The 3,781-nt window shown below is 71.3% G+C and carries 3 protein-coding genes; 2 read left to right on the top strand and 1 reads right to left on the bottom strand.

Going from position 1 to position 3,781, the window contains the following annotated elements:
* Window positions 1-2: 2 nt before the first annotated feature.
* The gene (locus tag FV223_RS22470; RefSeq protein ID WP_147729071.1) at window positions 3-1,088 is read left to right on the top strand and encodes an acyltransferase family protein; all 1,086 of its coding nucleotides are present in this window, start codon (window positions 3-5) and stop codon (window positions 1,086-1,088) included.
* 29 nt (window positions 1,089-1,117) lie between these two features.
* On the opposite strand, the gene FV223_RS22465 is transcribed toward FV223_RS22470, so the two are convergent.
* Complete coding sequence (locus FV223_RS22465) at window positions 1,118-1,369, bottom strand: PilZ domain-containing protein (protein ID WP_147729070.1); 252 nt, start codon at window positions 1,367-1,369, stop codon at window positions 1,118-1,120.
* Between the two features lie 271 nt (window positions 1,370-1,640).
* On the opposite strand from FV223_RS22465, the gene FV223_RS22460 reads away from it, so the two are divergent.
* Window positions 1,641-3,781 (top strand): transglycosylase domain-containing protein (locus tag FV223_RS22460; RefSeq protein WP_147729069.1); only part of this gene is annotated, 2,141 nt, incomplete at its 3' end.

Below are 3,781 nucleotides of genomic sequence, written 5' to 3'. Positions count from 1 at the left end.
TAATGGCGGGGGCGGCGGGCACGGCGGGGCCGGGGGATGCGATGCGTCTCGCCTGGGTCGACGTCGCCAAGGGCATCTGCATCCTCCTCGTGGTGATGATGCATTCCACCCTCGGCACCGGCGAGGCGATGGACGGCGAGGGTTTCCTCCACACGGTGGTGAGCTTCGCGAAGCCGTTCCGGATCCCGGACTTCTTCCTGCTGTCGGGCCTGTTCGTCGGCCGGGTGATCGACCGCGACTGGCGCTTGTTCGCCGACCGGCGTGTCGTCCACTTCGCCTACTTCTACGGGCTCTGGGTCGTCGTCCAGTCGCTCGCGAAGTATCCGGCGATCGTTGGCGAGGCCGGGCCCGGCGCCTTCGCGGCCCATCTCGTCCACGCGCTGATCGAGCCGTACGCGACGCTGTGGTTCATCTACCTGCTCGCGGTGTTCTCCGTGGTGACCAAGCTGCTGCGCCGCGTGCCGGCCGCGGTGCTCCTGGCCGGCGCCGCCCTGCTGCAGGTCGTGCCGATCGCGACCCCTTCCTATCTCGCGGAGGAGTTCTGCGCCCGCTACGTCTACTTCGTGGCCGGATACCTGTTCGCCGGGCGCATCTTCGCCTTGGCCGACCGGGTCGCGCGCAACCCAGGGCTGGCCTGTGCCGGACTGATGCTCTGGGCGGGGATCGAGGCCTGGCTCGCCTTCACGCCCTCGCAGCTGCCGGGGTACCCGACGCTCGCCAGCCTGCCGCTGGTCAGCCTGATCCTCGGCGGCGCCGGCGCGCTCGCCATCGTCGCCGGCGCCGCCCTGCTGACGTCGGCCGGGGGGCCGGTCACCGCGGCGTTGCGCGCCTGCGGGCAACGTTCGATCGTGATCTACCTCGCGTTCTTCCTGCCGATGGCGGTCACGCGGACGCTGCTGGTCAAGGTCGGGCTGATCGACGATGTCGGCCTCGCCAGCCTGACGGTGATGGTCGTCGCCGTGATCGTGCCGCTGGCCCTCGAGCGCGCGGTGCGCGGCACCGCCCTCCGCTTCCTGTTCGCCCGCCCGAAGGCGTTCCGCATCGCGAGGGCCCGGCAGGACCCCGCTCCGGCGCTGCAGCCGGCCTGAGCCGGCGCGCGCCGGTTTCGCGGTTCGTCTCAGCCTTCGAACCGTACTCCCAGCCGCCGGCCCTCGCGCCGGACGACGCGACAGCGCCGCGGCGGCTCGTAAGCGGTCACCCGCAGCGTGAACCGATCGGGGGCGACGATCTCGGCCGCGACCTCGATCTGCGCGCCGGTCTCCGAGACGTCCCAGACCAGGCATTCGCAGGGCTCCCCGCATTCGTCCGCGATCAGGCTCGCGACCTGGAAGGCGTCCTTGCGCGGGGTGCTGCGTCGATTGTCGCTCATGGCATCACCCCAAGGTCGAAGGCGGAGCGCATCTTGCGCGTAATCGCTTAGCAAAAGCCGCGTCCGGCGCCAAAAACCCCGGGGATTCGGCGACGCCGGGCCGCATCGCGGAGCGCGAACGCCAAGTCCCTGATCGTCAACGGGTTCTGAAAATCGGCGGTTAACATCCCTTAAACCCGCCGCATTTACCGTGCGGAACCGGGCCTCCGACGATCGCCGCAGCACCAACTTCGCAGGGCATCTCGGACGGGCCTCAGGACAGACGGGACGCATGGCGAACGGACGCGGACGGGACGGCCGGGGCGAACCGAACTTCGACGTGCCCGAGGGGCGCGGCGCGGGTCGGGGCGGCGCGGACCTTCGCCTGTCGCGGGCCGATCGCCCGGGAGGCGGCGTGGCCAGCAGAAGCCGAGACAGCGAGGACGCGGGCAGCCGCCGGGCGAAGCCGGCCGCCAAGGGCGGCGCGCGGCGTGGCGCTTCGTCGAAGAAGGTCCGGCGGCGCTCGCTGCTCGGGCGTGTGGTCTACGCCGGCTGGGTGCTCGGCCTGTGGGCGGTGGTCGGGATCGCCGGCCTGATCGCCTACCATGCCTCCCAGCTTCCGCCGATCGACCAGCTCGCGGTGCCCAAGCGCCCGCCGAACATCGCGATTCTCGCTTCCGACGGCTCGCTGCTCGCCAACCGCGGCGAGACCGGCGGTCGCGTCGTCGGCATCAAGGAGCTGCCGAGCTACCTGCCGCGCGCCTTCGTGGCGATCGAGGACCGGCGCTTCTACAGCCATTTCGGCGTCGACCCGGTCGGCATCCTGCGCGCCATCGGCCAGAACCTGACGCGCCGCGGCGTCGCCCAGGGCGGCTCGACCCTGACGCAGCAGCTCGCCAAGAACCTGTTCCTGACGCCCGAGCGGTCGGCCTCGCGCAAGATCCAGGAGGCGATCCTCGCCCTGTGGCTCGAGCACAAGTACAGCAAGGACGAGCTGCTCGAGCTCTACCTGAACCGGGTCTACTTCGGCGCCGGCGCCTACGGCGTCGAGGCGGCGGCGCAGCGCTACTTCGGCAAGCCGGCGAAGACCGTCAGCGTCGCGGAAGCCGCGATGCTCGGCGGCCTCGTCCAGGCGCCCTCGCGGCTGGCGCCGAACCGCAACCTGCCGGCGGCCCAGGCGCGCGCCGCCCAGGTGGTCGCGGCGATGCAGGAGCTCGGCTTCATCACCGCCCAGGACGCGAAGGTGGCGCTCGCCCAGCCGGCCCGGCCGGCGAGCACCCGCGGCGGCGGCTCGGCGAACTACGTCGCCGATCTCGTGATGGACGTGCTCGACGACTTCGTCGGCACGATCGAGGGCGACATCGTCGTGCAGACCACGGTCGACACCAACCTTCAGGCGACCGCCGAGAAGGCGCTCGTCGATGAGCTGAACGCCAAGGGCGGCCGCTACAACGTCGGCCAGGGTGCGCTGGTCTCGATGCGGCCGGACGGCGCGATCCGCGCGCTGATCGGCGGGCGCGACTACGCGCAGAGCCAGTTCAACCGGGCCACCACCGCCAAGCGCCAGCCCGGCTCCTCGTTCAAGCCGTTCGTCTACCTCGCCGCGGTCGAGCGCGGCGCGACGCCGGACACGGTGAAGGAGGACGCGCCGATCAAGATCGGCAACTGGCAGCCGGAGAACTACTCGCACCAGTACGAGGGCCCGGTCACGCTGCGGACCGCGCTCGCCCTGTCGCTCAACACCGTCGCGGTGCGCCTCGGCCAGGAGGTCGGCGCCAAGGCGGTGGTGCAGACCGCGCAGCGCCTCGGCATCACCTCGGCGCTGCAGGCCAACGGCTCGATCGCGCTCGGCACCTCCGAGGTGACGCCGCTGGAGATGGTCGGCGCCTACAGCGCCTTCGCCAACGGCGGCACCGGCGTGATCCCCTACGTCGTCGCCGGCGTGAAGGCTGCCGACGGCAAGGTGCTGTACAAGCGCGGGGAGGGCGGCCTCGGCCGCGTCATCGATCCGAACGCCGTCGGCATGATGAACGCGATGATGCACGAGACCTTCGTGATCGGCACCGCCAAGAAGGGCGACATCCCGGGCTGGGACCTCGCCGGCAAGACCGGCACCAGCCAGGATTTCCGCGATGCCTGGTTCATCGGCTATTCCGGCAGCCTGGTGACGGGTATCTGGCTCGGCAACGACGACGGCGAGCCGACCAAGAAGGCGTCCGGCGGCAACCTGCCGGTCGAGATCTGGAAGACCTACATGAGCGTCGCGCTGAAGGGCCAGACGCCGGTGCCGCTGCCCGGCCTCAACCGCTGGCGCAAGGCGCCCGAGACGACCGCCTCGGTGGCGAGCGCGCCGAGCCCGGGCAACATCCTCGGCCAGATCTTCGGCGAGCCCCCGGCGCCGGCGCCCCGCCCGAATGCGGCCCGCCGTCCGGC

The organism is Methylobacterium sp. WL116, from assembly GCF_008039455.1.
Taxonomy (GTDB): domain Bacteria; phylum Pseudomonadota; class Alphaproteobacteria; order Rhizobiales; family Beijerinckiaceae; genus Methylobacterium.
This window is presented reverse-complemented; position numbering and strand designations above follow the sequence as displayed.